The following is a 16,351-nucleotide window of genomic DNA, read 5'->3' as shown; positions in this document are numbered from 1 at the left end:
GAACGTGGTGCGATTCCTCCGGGCGATTGTTCGGCGCCCGGTTCGACGAAATCCCTGTGCGGGGCGAAAGGCGGTGTGTCGCATGACCGTTCAGGACACGGTCCGCGCCCCGTCGGTGGAGGCGATCGCGTCGTTCGACCCGTACGGCCCGCTGCCGACCGGCACCACGGTGCTCGAGGCCAGCGCGGGCACCGGCAAGACGCACGCCATCGTCGGGCTCGCGGTGCGTTACGTGGCCGAGGCGGGGGTCGAGATCGGACAGCTGCTGCTGGTGACCTTCAGCCGGGCCGCGACCCAGGAGTTGCGCGAACGCGCCCGCGACCGGTTCGTGGCGGTGGCGGCCGCGCTCGCCGACGCGCAGACGGCGCCGGCACACGCCGACGACCTGGTCCGGCACTTGGCGGACACCGACGCCGCGGAAGTGCGGCGCAGGCGAGCCAGGCTGCTCACCGCGCTCTCGGATTTCGACGCGGGCACCATCGCCACCACCCACAGCTTCTGCCAGCGCATGCTCGACGAGCTGGGGCTCGCGGGCGAACACGACCCGGGTTCGCGCCTCGTCGAATCGGTCGACGAGCTGACCTGCACCGTTGCCGACGACCTCTACCTGCACCGCTACGCCCGCGCCACGCCGCCGTTCTCGCTGAAGGAGGCACACAGCCTCGCGCTGGCGGCGGTGCGCGACCGGCACGCCAGCCTGGTGCCGCGCGGCGACGGGACCGCGGGGGAGCGGGTGGCCTTCGCCGAGGCGGTGCGCGCCGAGACCGAACGCCGCAAACGCCTTGCGGGACTGCGCGATTTCGACGATCTGCTGGTGCTGCTGCACGACGTGCTCGCCGATCCCGACCATGGTCCGCGCGCCTGCGCCCGTATCCGGGATCGCTACCGCGTGGCGCTGGTCGACGAGTTCCAGGACACCGATCCGCTCCAGTGGGACATTCTGCGCCGCTCCTTCCACGGCGAGACCACGCTCGTGCTGGTCGGGGATCCCAAGCAGGCCATCTACGCGTTCCGCGGCGCCGAGGTGCTCAGCTACCTGGACGCCGTCGCGCACGCCGACCGGCGCAGCGAGCTCACCACCAACTGGCGCAGCGACGCCGGACTGCTCGCCGCGCTGGAGCGCCTGCAGGGCGGCGCCGCGCTCGGCCACCCCGAGATCACCGTCTACCCGGTCGCCGCGACGCGCCCGTGGTCGCGCCTGTCCGGGCCCGCCGAACTCGTCACACCGATGCGGGTGCGATGCCTGCCGCGCACCGGGGCGGGCCCGCTGAACAAGTCCGGCTTCCCGTCCGTCGGCCGCCAACGCGCCAAGGTCGCCGACGACCTCGCCGCCGACATCGTGCGCCTGCTGGAATCCGATGTGCGAGTGACCGTGCCCGCGCCTAAGGCGAACGCGGACTCGGCCGCACAGGTGCGAGAATCGGTGCCCGACACCGACATCGACGGCGTCGTCCGCCGTCCGGTCGGGCCGGGCGACATCGCCGTTCTGGTGCGCACGCGCTCCCAGATCGATGTGGTGCGGGCAGCGCTGGACCGCGTCGGCGTCGCCTCGGTGCTGGCGGGCGGCACCAGCGTGTTCGGCACGCCGAGCGCCACCGAGTGGCTGTGGGTGCTGCGCGCGCTGGAACAGCCGCACCGTTCCGACCGCGTCCGTTTGGCCGCGTGCACGCCGATCCTGGGCTGCACGGCCGCCGACATCGACAGCGGCGGAGCCGATCTCGTCGGACGGGTGAGCGCGCAGCTGCGCGAGGCGGCCCGGCTGTTCGCCCGCGCCGGATTCGCCGCAGTCTTCGAAAAACTTTCCGCCGAAACAGGTCTCGCGCCGCGGCTGCTCGCGATCGAGAACGGCGAACGCCAGCTCACCGACCTCAGGCACATCGCTCAGCTGCTGGATCAGGTCGCGCTCACCGAGGGTCTCGGTTTGACCGCGCTGACCCGCTGGCTGGCCGACCAGGTGCGCGACCCCACCGCGAGCGCCGTCGCCGACCGCTCTCGCAGGCTCGACCGCGACGCGGCGGCCGTGCAGATCGCCACGGTGCACGCCAGCAAGGGCCTCGAATTCCCCATCGTCTACCTGCCCTTCGCGTGGGACAGCGCCAAGAACCCGTACCCGGCCACGCTCCTGTTCCACGATGACGACGGCGCGCGCGTCCTCGATGTGGGCGGCCAGGAGGCCGTGGGCTACGCCGAGCGCAAGCTGCGCAGCGAGGCCGAGGAGGCGGGCGAGGAACTGCGGCTGCTCTACGTCGCGCTGACCCGCGCCATGTGCCAGATCGTCGCCTGGTGGGCGCCCGCCATCACCACTGCCGCGGCGCCGCTGCATCGGATGACCCTCGGCCGTCCCGACGGCGGTGAGGCGGTCCCCGGCCGGGCCGCGGTGCCCGCCGATCAGCAGGCGGTGCCGATGCTGGCGGCATGGGCGGCTGCCGCGCCGGAGGCGATCTCGGTGACCGCGGTCGAACCGGCCGAGGACGTCGAGCCGCGGCGGGTGCGCACCGAACACTCCAGTGGTGACCTGGCCGCCGCGCGCTTCGACCGCGTCATGGACCAGCACTGGCGGCGCACCTCCTACTCCGCGCTCACCGCGGGCGCGCACGAGATCGCCACGGACACCGAGCCGGAGGACGAACGCGGGCCGGAGGACGAGCCGTCCGCGCCGCCCCTGGACGCCGCCGAACCGGCCACCGTGGCCGCCCCTTCCCTGATGAACGCGCTGCCCTACGGCGCGGAGTTCGGCACCCTGGTGCACGGCGTGCTCGAGCAGATCGACACCGGCGCGGCGGATCTCGACACCGAGGTGCACACGCGCTGCCGCGCCGCGGTTGAGGAATCGATGGCCGACATCGATCCCGCCGTGCTCGGCGCGGCGCTGCTCGCCGTGTTGCGCACGCCGCTCGGATTCGGTTGTCTCGCCGACCTTTCCCGCCGCGACCAGCTCGCCGAGCTGGAGTTCGAGCTCCCGCTCGCCGGTGGCGACACCCCGTCCGCGCGGGCGGCGACGCTGCGCGGCATCGCGGATCTGCTGCGCGAGCACCTGCCGCCCGACGACGACCTGACGTCCTACGCCGACCTGCTGGCGGGCCTGGACGACATCCAGCTGCGCGGCTACCTCACCGGCAGCATCGACGCCGTGCTCCGCGTCGCCGATCCCGACGGCACACCGCGTTTCGTCGTCGTCGACTACAAGACCAACCGCCTCGGCACCGGCGACCTGACCGTCGACCACTACACCAGGGAGCGCATGGCCGCCGAGATGCTGCGCTCGCACTATCCGCTGCAAGCGCTGCTGTATTCGGTCGCGCTGCACCGGTACTTGCGCTGGCGGCTGCCCGGCTACGACCCGTCCCGTCACCTCGGCGGCTGCCGCTACCTGTTCGTCCGCGGCATGGTCGGACCCGAGACACCGCCCGGCCGAGGTGTTTTCGACTGGACGCCGCCGGTCGCGCTGGTCACGGCGCTGTCGGATCTGCTCGCGGGGGAGGTCCGATGACGTCGATTCAGTTGGCGCAGCGCGGGACCGGGCTGCTGCGGGTCTTCAACGAGGCCGGGGTCTTGTCGGCTGCGGACGTGCACGTGGCGCTGCGGCTCGGGCGGTTGGGGCGGGAGGAGTCCGAGGAGGTGCTGTTCGCGGCGGCCTTGGCCGTGCGGGCGGTGCGCTCGGGCTCGGTGTGCCTGGAGCTGAACCGGATGCGGGAGATCGGCGTCGACGCGGACGAGGACTGGGACGCGGGGGCGGGCGTCGACCCGGCGACGCTGCCGTGGCCGGACATCGCGGCGGTGACGGCCGCGCTGGAGGTCAGTCCGCTGGTCTGCGGAGGACCCGCGGGTCCGCTGTGCCCGCTGCGACTGGTGCCGCCGCAACGTGGCGACGACACCGGCCCGCTGCTCTACCTCGATCGTTATTACCAGCAGGAACAGACCATTCGGCGGGTGCTCACCGAACGCGCGGGGACCCATCCCAAGATCGACGTTCCCGTCGTACGCCGGGAACTGGACCGGCTGTTCGACAGTCCGCTGGGCGAAGGACCCGACCGCCAGCGCCTCGCCGCCGCGCTGGCCGCCACGCACTGGACCACCGTGGTGGCGGGCGGGCCGGGCACCGGGAAAACTCACACCATCGCCCGCGTTCTCGCACTGCTCGAGTCGCACCGCAGGGCCGATCCCAAGGCGGCCGCGCTGCGTATCGCGCTCGCCGCGCCGACCGGCAAGGCGGCCGCGCGGCTACAGGAGGCGGTCCGCGAACAGGCGGGCGACCTGGGCCTGCCCGAGCTGACGGCCGCCACGCTGCACCGCCTGCTCGGCTGGCAGCGCGGACGCCGCACCCGGTTCAAATACCACGAGTTCAACCGCCTGCCCTACGACGTCATCGTGGTCGACGAGACCTCCATGGTGTCGCTCACCATGATGAGCAGCCTGCTCGCCGCGTTGCGCCCCGACACCCGGCTGGTCCTGGTGGGCGACCCCGACCAGCTCGCCTCGGTGGACGCGGGCGCGGTGCTGGCCGATCTGGTCGCCGGACCCGTTGCCGGCGAACCGAATCCGGTGCTCGATGAGATCATCGGCGCGGGCGGGCACGAGCCGGGCCACGACGCGGAGGCGCTCACGCCGTTGGAGCGAACGCGGCTGCGCGGTGGCATCGTCCGGCTCACCAGGGGGCGGCGCTTCGGCGGGCGGATCGCCGATCTGGCCGTCGCGGTGCGCGCGGGCGACGCCGACGCGGCGCTGGAACTGCTGCGCGCGGGTGGTCCGGAGCTGTCGTTGTGCGCGCCGGAGGACACCGCGCCCGTGCGCGGGGACGTGGTGCGGGCGGCGCGGGCGGTCACCGACGCCGCCGTCGACGGCGACGCCGCCGGTGCGCTGCTCGCGCTGGAATCGCACCGGCTGCTGTGCGCGCACCGGCAGGGCCCGTTCGGCGTGGAGCGCTGGGACCGGATGGCCGCGGACTGGGCGGCGGCCTCCGGCGCGGGACCCGACACGCATTACGCGGCCTGGTATCCGGGGCAGCCGCTGCTGGTCACCGCCAACGACCACGAGGCGCGCATCTACAACGGCGACACCGGCGTCATCGTCCGCATGCCCGACGGATCGCTGCGCGCTGCCCTCCAGCGAGGCAGCGAGCCATATCTGGTGCACCCCACCCAATTCCCCGCGGTGGTCACGGTTTTCGCCATGACCATCCACCGCAGCCAGGGCAGTCAGTACGACACCGTCTCCGTCGTGCTGCCCGAACCCGAATCCACGCTGCTCACCAGGGAATTGCTCTACACCGCGATCACCAGGGCGCGCAAGCACGTGCGCATCATCGGCACCGACGAGGCGATCCGCGCGGCCGTGGACCGCAGGGTGCTCCGCGCCAGCGGCCTCTCCCGGCGCGAGACCCGCTGAATAGTACGCACCAGAGCAGGTTGCGCAGTGACGTCGAATCAGCTCAGCGAGAAGAGATCGGCCGCGTTGCGATAGCAGACCTGCCTCAACCAATCGTCACCGAGGTCGAGACGCTCCAGGGCTTCGATGGCGTGGCCGTAGCCGTAGGGGATGTTGGGGAAATCGCTGCCGAACAGAATGCGCTCACCGTACTCACGCACGCGGCCGTACTCGGCGACGGGGAACGGCGCGTCCGCCTCGCTGAAATCCGTCCACACCATCGTGGTGTCGAGGTAGACGCCGTCGTGCCGTTCCGCCAAGTCGAGGAACTGCGCGTACTCGGGGGTGCCCATGTGCGCGACGATCAGCCGCAGGCGCGGAAAGCGTCGCAGCAGTTCGGCGATCGGCTCTGGGCCGGTGAACCGGCCGGGAGCGGGACCGGAACCGCAGTGGATCAGCGCGGGGACCCCGGCGTCCTCGAGCAGTCCCCAGACCGGCGACAGCAGCGGGTCGCCGGGTGGGAAATCGCCGACCTGAATGTGCACCTTGAAGACTCGCGCGCCGCGTTCGAGCGCGGTGCCGACGTAGTCCGCCGCGCCGGGCTCGGGATAGAAGGTGGCGGTGTGCAGGCACTCGGGGGTGCGGGCGGCGAATTCGGCGGTCCAGTCGTTCAACCACGCGGCCATCTCCGGCTTGTGCGGGTACACCAGCGACGTGAACGCGCGAACACCGAAGTCGCGCAGCGTCTTCAGCCGCACCTGCTCGTCTTCGCGATAGGCGATCGGCCAGCTGCGGCCGGTCAGCGGACCCACCGAATCGAAGTACGACCAGACCTTGCTCAGCACCCGTTCCGGCATGAAATGGGTGTGCACGTCGATGATTCCGGGCAGGTCGAGTCGCGCGCGGAAGTCGGCGAGGTAAGCGTTGTCGTCGTCGATCACCGAAGGTCCTTCGTCGGGCGGGGTGAAGCGGGCAGTGCTCGCGTCATGCGCGGCTCTCCCGAGGGGGATAGAGGTTCTTCGCGAAATCGCCGACGCGCGCGATTAGCCGCTCGAAGAACAGCTCGGGATCGGTGCCGACGACGATGTCCGCGTTGGGTTCCCGCCCCCACATGCCCGCCCAGTCGGCCACCGTCGTCGCCCGCGTCAAGGTGCCGGTCAGCTCGACGTCGACGGTCGCCGGCCTGGTGCGGGCCAGGGACGGGTCGAGGGCCACCGCCGCGGCGAACGGGTCGTGCATGTGCGCGAGATAGCCCTGGTCGTAGGCGCGATGGAACTCGAAATAGAACCGCACGGCGTCGGACACATGGCGCACAACGGGATTCGACGCCGCCGAGCGGGTGCCAGGCACGTCGTCCTCCGACACCGTCTCCGCCGGGTGGCTGAGCGCGCGCTCGGCGAGCAGCGCCAGGTGCTTCGGATACATCTCGACGGTCTCGGTGATGTCGAGGGCGCACACCACCGGTCGGCGGTCCGGCGGGGCGGCGGAGAAGGCGTCGAACACCTCCTTGGCCGACTCGGGATCGACGTGCACGTTCCACTCGTTGGTCGGCGTGGTGTTGCCCGGATGGTTGAACGCGCCGCCCATGATGACCAACCGGCGCAGCAGCCGCGGCAGTTCGGGTTCGATGCGCAGCGCCAGCGCGAGATTGGTGAGCGGACCGGTGCACAGGCCGACGATCTCGCCGGGATGTTCGCGGGCCAGCGCCACCCACATCTGCGCGGCCGTGCGGTCGGAACACGCGCGCCGGGTCGCAGGCAGCTCGGCGTAGCCGACGCCCTGCGGGCCGTGGGTGTCCTCGGTGGTGCGCAAGGGGATGGCGAGCGGTTCGGCCGCGCCGAGGGCGACCTCCATCTCCGGCGCCCGGCATACATCCAGCCACGCGAGATTGTTGGCGGCGACCTGGCCGGCGGACACATTGCCCGCGGTCGCCGCGATACCGAGGATTTGGGCCTCGGGGGAGGCCAGCAGGTACAGCAGGGCCAGCGAATCGTCGATTCCGGTATCGACGTCCACGATCATCTTCTGCCGCACGATTCGACAGTAATCGACGCCGCCGGGTGCGGTTCGTCCAGTGTCTGACGCATGGCCGGAGGGGCGCCGCGACGCTCGGGCAAACGTACTGATTGTACGTACGTCTAGAACATACGTCTGAGACGTGCGGTAGCCTGGTCCGCATGGGAAACCGTGAAGACCTTTTGGCCGGAGCCCGCAAGGCGATCATGGAGCGCGGCGTCGCCAAGACCACCGCCCGCGACATCGCGAACGCGGCCGGGGTCAGCCTGGCCGCCATCGGCTACCACTTCGGTTCCAAGGACCGGTTGATCACCGAGGCGCTGGCCGAAGCCCTCGGCACCGGCATCGGCGACAGCATGGGTGAGCTGATCGCGGCGACCGAGGGGCGTCCGATGTCCGAAGCGTTCGCCTCGATGATCGATGGACTGCCCGCGGTGTTCGCCGCCAATCGCGAAGGCATGCTGGCCAGCATGGAGAATCTGCTGCGCATGGCCCGCTCGCCGGAATCGCGGCGGTTCATGTCCGAGAGCCTCCCGCAGGCGACCGCCGACCTCGCCACCACCCTGCGCGAAACCCACCCGCACTTGACCGAGCGGCAGGCCGAAGCGATCGGCGAACTCTACTTCGCGCTCACCCAGGGTCTTTCGGTGCTCTGGTTGATCAGCCCCGACGGCGCGCTACCGAACGGCGCCACCCTGTGGACCGCCCTCGCGGCGCTGGCCGACGCGCCCGAAACCGCCATATGAACCCGCTAGATCGAGAAATGGATTCGACGGGGAGCCGGGTGGTTGCACGCCGCGCAAGGATGCCACGGGCGCCGCATTCGTGGGGTAATTCTTGCCGCCGGGGCCGTCACTCCTCGTGAGTCAACGGACCCGCGGGGATCTCGCGCAGCTTGCGGACCGACACCACCGCGATGGCCAGTGCGGCGATACCGGCGATTCCCGCGGTGATGTGCACTCCGTGCAGGAATGCTTCGCGCGCCGCCGCGAGCACGGATTCGCCGAGGGCCGTCGGCACCTGAGTCGACACGTGCACCGCCGCGCCCAAGGTATCGCGGACGGATCCGGAGTCCGCCTCGGAGAGCCCGGCGGGTAGCGAGGACGACAGGTCGCCGCGGTAGATCGCGATGCTGATGCTGCCCAGGATCGAAATGCCCAGCGCACCGCCGAATTCCGCGCCGGTTTCGGAGACGCCCGAGGCGGCGCCCGCCTGCTCGGGCGGTGCGGCGCCGACGACGAGTTCGGTGGTGATGCCGAAGACCGGCGCCAATCCCAGCGCGGAGATCACCGAAGCCGCGAGCGCCAGACCGTAGCCGCCGGACGCGCTGAGCTGCGTCATCATCAGCAGCCCGACACCGGCCACGGCCAGTCCGCCGCCGATCAAGTAGGCGGGCCGCACCAGTTGAACCAGCCGCGGCGCCAGCTGCGATCCGACGATGAACCCGATACCCGAGGGCGCCATCGCCAGACCGGCCGCCAGCGGTGACATCGCGAGCACCAGTTGGAAGTACTGCGCGACGAACAGGAAGTAACCGAACGCGACGAAGATGCCGACGATGTTGATCAGCAGCGCGACGCGGAACCGGCTCAACCGGAACAGACGCAGATCCAACATCGGGTCGGCGCGGGTGAGCTGACGCCGCACGAACAGCACGCCGAGCGCCGCGCCACCGATCAGGCCCGCGAGCGCCGCCGCGCCGACGCCGTCCTGGGCGATCTTCTTCATGCCGAACACCACCGCGATCATGGTGCCCACGCACAGCGCGGCGCTGATCGGATCGAGCCGCCCCGCCTCGGGGTCGCGGAACTCGGGAAGCACCTTCGGGCCGAGCGCAAGCAGCAGCACCATCACCGGCACCGCGAGCAGGAACACCGACCCCCACCAGAAGTTCTCCAGCAGCACGCCACCGAAGATCGGCCCGACCGCGCCGCCCGCCGAGAACGCGCCGACCCACACGCCCACCGCCACCGAACGCTGCCGCGGATCGCGAAACATGTTGAAGATCAACGACAGCGTGGACGGCGCGAGCGTGGCTCCCGCGATGCCGAGCAGCGCCCGACAGACGATCAGCGCCTCGGCGGTGGGCGCGAACGCCGCGACCACGGAGACCACCGCGAACGACGCCGCGCCGATCATCAACATGCGGCGCCGGCCGATCCGGTCGCCGAGGGTGCCCATGGTGATCAGCAGACCGGCCACCATGAAGCCGTAGACGTCGATGATCCAGAGCAGCTGCGAGCTGGTCGGATGCAGGTCGGCGCTGATCATCGGCACCGCGAGGTGCAGCACCGTCAGGTCCATCGCGTAGACGAGGCAGGCGAGCGCGAGCACCAGAAGGCCCACCCACTCGGTCCGTCCGGCGAACGCGGGTGCCTCGCTGTGCACGCTCTCGTCGACGATGTCCACGGTGCGGGTTCCTTCCGGCGTGCCGAGGTCGATAGCCGTCATGTCTGTGCAGACGACGGGTGAACTCACATTTCATCGCCCGCGCCCGGTCGAGCGCAAAGGGTTTTTCGCGGTCCCGTCAGGGGCGCGTCGACGCCCGCTAGCGCTGGGCCGTGTGGACGGCGATTATTCGGTGGCGCGCGGTGGCGCCCGAGTCCTACAGTTCGGTGCGTTGGCAATCCGAAGGGGATAGTTAGGCTTGACCAGCTTCTTTTCTCGGTATGTAACCAGGAATACACCAAAGTTTCCGGGCCAGACGTCCAATCAGTTGAACGGCCTGGCGGTCGTCCGTCGCATGTTCGTGCCCTCGGCGTTATAGAGGCGGATTTCGCGCTTGGTTGAGGCGGATTCGCGTCGTGTGTGTCAGAGCGGCTTGATGCGCCCAAGGTCTGGGTGGTTTCACCGCCGCCCAGGCAGTGGTGCTCATGCGACTTCAGCTCCTCGGACAGGTGACGCGGCGAAGGGGTCGATGCCTGCGCCGACCCGCGTGTTGTGGGCAGCGAACGCGGTGTAGGACCGGTAGACGACGAGCATCGCCAGTCCCCAGGTGAACAGTGCGAGGGTGTAGAAGAGGGTGTGGTTGGTGTCGTCGCCGGGGATCTGCCAGAAGTCGTAGATCGAGGCGATGGCCACGTTCAAAGCGGTAGCGGCGGCCACAGCCCCGGCGTGGGCGCGCGCGCCGATCTCCCAGAGCCTCCAGGCGAAGTAGCACAGGAAGCCGGAGGTCGCGAGCGCGGTGATCAGGAAGAACACCTTCCCAGGCGTGCCGATCTCCTGCGCATATTCCGAGAGAAAGAACCCGAGAATGGCGGCGAGGGCGAAAACGCCCACTTCGAGCCTGGCCGTCGGCTTGTACCCATGGGTGACGACCAGCAATCCGAGGACCAGGATCAGCGTGAACCCGATCGAGCGCGAGAACGCGTCCAGGAAGAAGGCGATGTGGAACATCGGGGAATCGGGACCGGCCATCGTCAACCCATAGATCAGGAAATTGATTCCCGACATGCCCATGATGATCCATTCAAGGCCGATCAAATAGTTGTGATGTCCTCGAATGAATTTCACGCCGCAGATGAGTCCGATGGCGAGCATCCAGATGTCTGCCGCCGCGAAGAGTACCTCGCGCATTCGTCGCGCCTCCTTGAATGTGACCGTGATCTCGTGCGGCTTCCACAGTGGCGGGCTTGCAGGGACGCCCACAACGGCGACGTGCAACCACATGTCGCGGCGGCTGCAACACATTGCACCACGAATCCATGTGGCATCGAATTGACCTATGAGCGGCGACGAGCACCACACACCGAGGCGGTCGACTCGCCGACCGCGGTGCGATAACTGGCGATCACCCTGCTGCCGGCGCTGCTCGGATTCGCCGGTGACCGGCTGATCGCCCGCAGGCGCGGCCTGCGCGCGATCGAGGGCGCGCAGCGGCCCAACCGTTGGGGCCGGATGGTCGCCGCACCTCCGATCGCCACCCTCGTCGCCGGAATCGCCGCGCTGGTGGTGCTCGCGCTGCCGGTTGCCGACTTGCGGCTCGGGTTGCCGAATGCGGGTCAGGACCCCACGGGAACGGTGTCACGCACGTCCTACGACTTGCTCGCCACGGCCTATACCCCTGGGCTGAACGGGCCGTTCGTGGCCGTCGTCGAGGGGGAAACGGGTCGGATCCACGTCCAAGCCGAGGCCGCAGTGCAGCAGATCACCGCATTGCCCGCGGCGGTGATCATGATCGCGGTCTTCGCCGGATTCCTGTTCAGCCACGACACGATGATCGGGCCGATCGGCTTCGCCATGGGCATCGGCGTGCTGTTCGACGCACTCGTCGTCCGCATGACACTCACCCCGGCAGACATGGCCCTGCTCGGCCGCCACGCATGGTGGCTACCTGCTCCACTCGAACGCCTGATGCCCCACGTCGATATCGAAGGCGAAACCCTCCCCGAACCAGCTGCGCCGAATCCGAGCCGAAGGACGGCCGCGCTGCAGCAGCCAGGCCGGCATCGGGGGCGCGATCGGACACTCGGCGACCGAGGTGTGCAACGTGCACCAGTCTCAGGTGCATCCGTGGGCACTACGCCGTGGTGGACACACGCCGCTGCAAGCAGAGTGGCAATACGCCGGCGGCCGCGAACCGCGGGTACCCCAGCAATCCGCGTCGGAGACGGAACTCCGTGGTGAACAACAACATCCGACCTCATAGCTCTGGGTGAGTCCATTCAGTCAAGACGAAGGTGAAACCATGGCATCGACGGCAGACAGTCAGTCACGGCTCTTGCGTAAGGTATCGCGGTCGACGGATGTGCGGGAAATCCTGCAGATCGTGGCCGAGGACGGGGCGGTGATCATCGGCGAATTCTTGTCGACCGATCAGGTCCGCCGGTTCAACGCCGAACTCGACCCTGCACTGGGAGAGGTTTCGGCGGGATCGCAGCATTGGAATCCGATCATGCAGGAGTTCCACGGCGCCAACACCAAACGCATGACAGGCCTGGTGGCGCAGAGCCCGACATTTCGCAGCGAGATCCTCGACGATGATCTCCTGCATGCCCTGGGTGAGGGAACATTCCGCGATCATCTGGGGGACTGGTGGCTCTCGACCGGGCAGGTCATTCAGATCGGCCCCGGCAACCGGGCCCAGTTCCTGCATCGCGACAACGAGAACTATCCCGCCTTCGCCGCCATGGGCAAGTACGCACCCGAGGTAAGCGCCAATCTCCTTGTCGCGCTAACCGATTTCACCGACGCCAATGGCGCGACCCGAGTGCTACCGGGAACTCATCTGGCCGACGACTTCGGTATGCGCGGAGATCCTGAGGAAACCGTCGCGGCCGAGATGAGCGCCGGTGACGCGTTGTACTTCTCCGGAAAGGTCTTGCACGGGGGCGGCGCGAACCAGACCCACGACCAGTGCCGACGGGCAGTCAGCATCGCCGTTCAGACATCGTTTCTGACTCCAGAGGAGGCACACGCGCTGCTGATCGACCGAGACACAGTCCGCGGACTCTCCGTGCGGGTGCAGAAACTACTCGGGTTCCGCTCGCAGTACCCCGTGGGATCACCGGGCCTGTGGACAGCCGATGCCCACGAGATCGCTGATCGCCTGAGCCTCTGACACACCACGCTCGACGGGCCGCCATGGCAGTGCCAAAAGTGCCAGCGAGGCCCACCACAGCTCAACGAATCAGGAACCACCACCACATGCCTACTCACGACACCACCAACTCCCAGCCGACTCCCATCCGCGCCGTCGTCCTCGACGACGACGGCAAGATCACGCTCAGGGACGTCGATCTGGCGCCCCCGGGTCCCGGCGAAGTGCAGGTCCGGATCGTCGCGGCCGGGGTCTGTCACTCCGACCTGCACGTCACTGCTGGCGCATGGCAGGTGCCACAGCCGGTTGTCCTGGGGCACGAAGGATCAGGGATCGTGACCGCGGTCGGTGATGGGGTCGATGACCTCGAGATCGGCGACCACGTCGTGCTGTCGTGGGTGCCCGGCTGCGGGCACTGCCGCACCTGCCGCGCCGGACGACCCGCGCAGTGCGCGCTGGTGGCCACTATCGTCGCGCCCGGCGGGGTGCTCTACGACGGCACGACCCGCTTGTCGGACGCGACCGGCCCCATCCACCACTATCTCGGAGTGTCCTCGTTCGCCGAGGAAGTAGTGGTCCCGGCGTCCGGCGCGATCAAGATTCGCGACGACGCCCCACTCGATGACGTCGCGATCATCGGCTGCGCCATCGCTACCGGTGTCGGTGCGGTCCGCAACACCGCGGCGGTCCGTCCGGAGTCCACCGTCGCCGTGATCGGCTGCGGCGGAGTCGGTCTGGCGTGCATCCAGGGTGCGCGACTCGCGGGAGCAACCCGCATCGTCGCGGTCGACGTCGTGGCCGACAAGCTCGAACTGGCCGTCACGCTCGGAGCGACCGACACCGTCGATGCCGCCGCGGTGCCCGACGTGGTCGCCGCGCTCCGTTCGGCCGTACCCGACGGCTACGACTACGTGTTCGACGCGATCGGCAAGATCCGCACCACCGAGCAGGCCATCGCCGCACTCGGGCTCGGCGGCGCGGCCGTGATCGTCGGCCTTCCCGCCCAAGGCGAATACGCGACCTTCGATCCACTCGCGCTCGCCGAAGCCGACCAGCGCATCCTCGGCTGCAATTACGGCTCGTCCATCCCGCACCGAGACATCCCGGAACTGGTGGACGAGATGATGGCAGGCCGCCTCGATCTAGCCTCGATGATCTCCGCCCGTCGGCCGTTGTCGGAAGCCGCCGACGCCCTCGCCGACCTGTCCGCCGGCCACGCCCTGCGCCAACTCCTGCTCCCTGGCCAGGACGCCGTCGAAGGCTGAGGGACTACAACAGCACCCACCTATGGGAGTGGAGTGTGCAGCGTGCACCACCTCGCCTAGGAAGACGGTGCACCTCCTCGTAGCCGGTGATATCGACCTGCCCGAAAACTGGCAGACGCTGCGCCACCACGAACCACCGGGGGAATGCGAAGGAGCGCCATCATGTTCGACAACCTGTTTCGGAGTGGGCAAGGTGACATCCCGGATATGCCGATTCCGCGGCTCGGATCTGAACTCGAGCGGTTCGAGGAATTCGCCGTCGACTGTGTCGACCCGACACCGTTACCAGCGAGCGAGGACTGGGTGCTGATCAGATCCGCATCATGATGGACGCCAACTTCGCCGAGCCGCCGGTCGCTGCCGCCGCATCGACCAACGTTGATGGACAGCGAATTGCCGGTCCTTCTCGCTGTCATGGGCAAATCCGGTCCGGACGGCCCGTGCCTGAGCCTCGCCGAGATCCGCACGCTGATCATCGACAGACGCCTCCCGGCACGCGTCACGGCGCGCCTGAATTCTGGGGGCGAGCGGTAGATGCCGTCGATGGCGCGAAGCATGGCAGGCGGGCGTGCGGACAGCTTCCCAGCCGGGACCCGTCCACCCGAGACCGAAACGTGGGCATTGCACAGGTCCGCCGTTGCCGACAATCGCCACAGCGGGGGAGTTGAGGCCGTCGTGGCGGTTCTCGGAGAGTCGGGTGCAATCGAGCCACCGATGGTGAACAGTGCACCCATGGAGGAACTATGGCCCACGCCGAGCGAGCGGGTGTGTGCGCTGATGCGCGGCGTTGCCGAACGAATCCTGCCCACCACCGAGGAGCTCGTCGACGAAGTCTTCTCCGCCTCCCAGCTCAGAACCCAATACCAGTTCGTCGTCGAGGATCCGGTGCTCGCCGCCGGGGACCGGCGCATGCACAAGACGTATCTCATCCACTGGCTCACGGCGACCATCCAGAACCCTGGCCGGCGCGTCCCGCCGTGCGAGGATCCAGAGACTCTGAATTTCGCCCGTGACCTCGTGCGGCGAGGGCTGGACACCAGCGATCTGGGATCGTGGCGTGCCGGCCAGCGGATCTCGTGGAAACGGTGGACCGACGAGTGTTTCGCCGCGACCAGTGATCTCGAACTGCTGCGTGAGACCTTGAAGGTATCGGGGTATTCGATCATCACCTTCGTCGATGACTCGATGGCCGCTCTGGCCGAATATGTCGAAGCCGAACGCACCGACCTCGCCCGCAGCGCCCACGCCGAACGGCACGCCACCGCGCAGCTGTTGATCGAAGGCGCCCCGATCAGTCGTGCGCGCGCTGAGGCGCGCCTGGGCTATGCCCTCACCGGCACCCATGTGGCCGCCATCGTCTGGGTGGACTCCACCGAACGCTCCGAGGTGCTCGAGGCGGCGGCCGAGCACGTGATGCGGGCCTGCGGCGCCAGTCGGCGTTTGACGTTGGTGGCGAGCACGAATGCGCTCTGGTTGTGGATTCCCACCGATCAGGTCCCACCGACGTCGATGCTGCAACCGAAGCTGAAAGCACTGTCCGGTGTACGGGTGGCGTTGGGCCGACCCGGACGTGACATCGAGGGCTTTCGCCGCACCCACCTGGATGCGGCCACCGCACAGCGAGTCCTGGCACGGCTGGGTTCGGCGCGCCAGGTCGTACGCTACGAAGACATCCAGCTCATCGCGGCCCTGTCTGCCGACATGGCCCAAGGCGAACAGTTCGTCACCGACACCCTCGGCGAATTCGCGACCGCCGACACCGTGCTGCGGGATACAGCCCTGACCTATGTGCAAGAGCGCTTCAACGCCACCAGCACGGCCGAGCGCCTGTTCACCCACCGCAATACCATCGAGCGCCGACTGGCCCGCGTCGACCGGCTGTTGCCGAAACCACTGGTCGACAACGCGACCAGTGTGGTCGCCGCACTGATGTATTTGCAGCTGCGCGACGACCGTTGACCATGTTGCCGCCGCCGCCACCGGCACCGGCCGTGATGCGCTGAACTCGTGAAATTCTGACATGCGCCCAGCCTGGCGCGTCGGCCACGCCGCCGTGCACCTTCATCCATCGCCGATGCGACACCGCACCACCCTCGCGCGGCCTACTCCGCTGAGCGGCGGCCGACGACTCGGTCATGACGGTCCCGGCTCCCAGTTCCGTCCGGTG

At 68.8% G+C, this 16,351-nt stretch carries 12 protein-coding genes; 8 read left to right on the top strand and 4 right to left on the bottom strand.

What is annotated here, in order from left to right:
• Window positions 1-82 precede the first annotated feature (82 nt).
• Together ABZV58_RS30475 and recD are read left to right on the top strand one after the other, a co-directional pair.
• Window positions 83-3,490: a UvrD-helicase domain-containing protein gene (locus ABZV58_RS30475; protein WP_355003632.1), complete on the top strand. Its 3,408-nt coding sequence runs from the start codon at window positions 83-85 to the stop codon at window positions 3,488-3,490.
• Window positions 3,487-5,385 (top strand): exodeoxyribonuclease V subunit alpha, encoded by a 1,899-nt coding sequence (recD, locus tag ABZV58_RS30470; protein WP_355003631.1) that lies wholly within the window; start codon window positions 3,487-3,489, stop codon window positions 5,383-5,385. The genes ABZV58_RS30475 and recD overlap by 4 nt, the downstream gene beginning before the upstream one ends.
• A 38-nt stretch (window positions 5,386-5,423) precedes the next feature.
• On the opposite strand, the gene ABZV58_RS30465 is transcribed toward recD, so the two are convergent.
• Window positions 5,424-6,305, bottom strand: coding sequence for an amidohydrolase family protein (locus tag ABZV58_RS30465; RefSeq protein ID WP_355003630.1), 882 nt, complete (start codon window positions 6,303-6,305; stop codon window positions 5,424-5,426).
• 43 nt (window positions 6,306-6,348) lie between these two features.
• Window positions 6,349-7,398, bottom strand: coding sequence for a nucleoside hydrolase (locus tag ABZV58_RS30460; RefSeq protein WP_355003629.1), 1,050 nt, complete (start codon window positions 7,396-7,398; stop codon window positions 6,349-6,351).
• A 143-nt stretch (window positions 7,399-7,541) separates the two neighbouring features.
• Here ABZV58_RS30460 and ABZV58_RS30455 point away from each other — a divergent pair, with 143 nt between their 5' ends.
• Window positions 7,542-8,126, top strand: coding sequence for a helix-turn-helix domain-containing protein (locus tag ABZV58_RS30455; RefSeq protein ID WP_355003628.1), 585 nt, complete (start codon window positions 7,542-7,544; stop codon window positions 8,124-8,126).
• 106 nt (window positions 8,127-8,232) lie between these two features.
• Here ABZV58_RS30455 and ABZV58_RS30450 read toward each other — a convergent pair whose 3' ends face one another.
• Entirely contained in the window at window positions 8,233-9,831 is a 1,599-nt protein-coding gene (locus ABZV58_RS30450; RefSeq protein ID WP_355003627.1) for an MFS transporter, read from the bottom strand.
• A gap of 420 nt (window positions 9,832-10,251) precedes the next feature.
• Window positions 10,252-10,956, bottom strand: coding sequence for a transporter (locus ABZV58_RS30445; RefSeq protein WP_355003731.1), 705 nt, complete (start codon window positions 10,954-10,956; stop codon window positions 10,252-10,254).
• 372 nt (window positions 10,957-11,328) lie between these two features.
• Here ABZV58_RS30445 and ABZV58_RS30440 point away from each other — a divergent pair, with 372 nt between their 5' ends.
• The 5 genes from ABZV58_RS30440 to ABZV58_RS30420 all read left to right on the top strand — a co-directional run bounded on the left by ABZV58_RS30440 (window position 11,329) and on the right by ABZV58_RS30420 (window position 16,143).
• Window positions 11,329-12,006 carry an MMPL family transporter gene (locus ABZV58_RS30440; RefSeq protein ID WP_355003626.1) on the top strand — a complete coding sequence of 226 codons (678 nt, stop codon included), beginning with the start codon at window positions 11,329-11,331 and terminating at the stop codon, window positions 12,004-12,006.
• A gap of 61 nt (window positions 12,007-12,067) precedes the next feature.
• Window positions 12,068-12,940 carry a phytanoyl-CoA dioxygenase family protein gene (locus ABZV58_RS30435; RefSeq protein ID WP_355003625.1) on the top strand — a complete coding sequence of 291 codons (873 nt, stop codon included), beginning with the start codon at window positions 12,068-12,070 and terminating at the stop codon, window positions 12,938-12,940.
• Window positions 12,941-13,026: 86 nt separating this feature from the next.
• Window positions 13,027-14,184 (top strand): Zn-dependent alcohol dehydrogenase, encoded by a 1,158-nt coding sequence (locus tag ABZV58_RS30430; protein ID WP_355003624.1) that lies wholly within the window; start codon window positions 13,027-13,029, stop codon window positions 14,182-14,184.
• Window positions 14,185-14,346: 162 nt separating this feature from the next.
• Window positions 14,347-14,511: a hypothetical protein gene (locus ABZV58_RS30425; protein WP_355003623.1), complete on the top strand. Its 165-nt coding sequence runs from the start codon at window positions 14,347-14,349 to the stop codon at window positions 14,509-14,511.
• 405 nt (window positions 14,512-14,916) lie between these two features.
• On the top strand, window positions 14,917-16,143 hold the full coding sequence (locus tag ABZV58_RS30420; RefSeq protein WP_355003730.1) for a helix-turn-helix domain-containing protein: 1,227 nt from the start codon (window positions 14,917-14,919) through the stop codon (window positions 16,141-16,143).
• Window positions 16,144-16,351 lie beyond the last annotated feature (208 nt).

This window comes from Nocardia sp. NPDC004654 (assembly GCF_040609595.1).
In the GTDB taxonomy this organism is placed as follows: Bacteria; Actinomycetota; Actinomycetes; order Mycobacteriales; family Mycobacteriaceae; genus Nocardia.
This window is presented reverse-complemented; position numbering and strand designations above follow the sequence as displayed.

Excerpts from the sequence above, each read along its gene's own strand:
- ABZV58_RS30475 (WP_355003632.1), top strand. The coding sequence starts at position 83 with ATGACCGTTCAGGACACGGTCCGCGCCCCGTCGGTGGAGGCGATCGCG.
- ABZV58_RS30455 (WP_355003628.1), top strand. The coding sequence starts at position 7,542 with ATGGGAAACCGTGAAGACCTTTTGGCCGGAGCCCGCAAGGCGATCATG.
- ABZV58_RS30425 (WP_355003623.1), top strand. The coding sequence starts at position 14,347 with ATGTTCGACAACCTGTTTCGGAGTGGGCAAGGTGACATCCCGGATATG.
- ABZV58_RS30430 (WP_355003624.1), top strand. The coding sequence starts at position 13,027 with ATGCCTACTCACGACACCACCAACTCCCAGCCGACTCCCATCCGCGCC.
- ABZV58_RS30420 (WP_355003730.1), top strand. The coding sequence starts at position 14,917 with ATGGAGGAACTATGGCCCACGCCGAGCGAGCGGGTGTGTGCGCTGATG.
- ABZV58_RS30450 (WP_355003627.1), bottom strand. The coding sequence starts at position 9,831 with ATGACGGCTATCGACCTCGGCACGCCGGAAGGAACCCGCACCGTGGAC.
- recD (WP_355003631.1), top strand. The coding sequence starts at position 3,487 with ATGACGTCGATTCAGTTGGCGCAGCGCGGGACCGGGCTGCTGCGGGTC.
- ABZV58_RS30435 (WP_355003625.1), top strand. The coding sequence starts at position 12,068 with ATGGCATCGACGGCAGACAGTCAGTCACGGCTCTTGCGTAAGGTATCG.
- ABZV58_RS30445 (WP_355003731.1), bottom strand. The coding sequence starts at position 10,956 with ATGCGCGAGGTACTCTTCGCGGCGGCAGACATCTGGATGCTCGCCATC.